Raw genomic sequence first — 297 nt, 5'->3', positions numbered from 1 at the left:
CAAAAGATTTATTACTGCTGATGTTAAAACAATATGGTCTGTTTTTGGATTCCTTTCAGTTCGCCTGCAAAAACTTTAAGGGGAATGATGGTCAGACGGATATTGCCAAAACAATAGGGTTTGAATCGAATGATGAATATAATGAGATTATGTTCTTAAGGGAAATCACTCACACCATCAATGCTTTTAATGAGATGGCAGACATCGTAAGGCTCTATTCCAAGAAACCCAAAACAGCAGAGCAAAGGCTTGCAAATCTTTTATCAGAAGTCTTATACGAAGATTCCGAATCGGTAT

1 pseudogene is annotated in these 297 nt (G+C 36.7%); it reads left to right on the top strand.

Features of this window, described 5'->3' with window-relative positions:
• A pseudogene (locus tag LJE09_RS17630) lies at positions 1 to 297 on the top strand (helix-turn-helix domain-containing protein); the annotation flags it as partial.

It is taken from the genome of Blautia sp. DFI.3.45, from assembly GCF_020593505.1.
Taxonomy (GTDB): domain Bacteria; phylum Bacillota; class Clostridia; order Lachnospirales; family Lachnospiraceae; genus Blautia_A; species Blautia_A wexlerae.
Note: the sequence above shows the minus strand (reverse complement) of the source record. Positions and strands in the feature narration are given on the sequence as shown.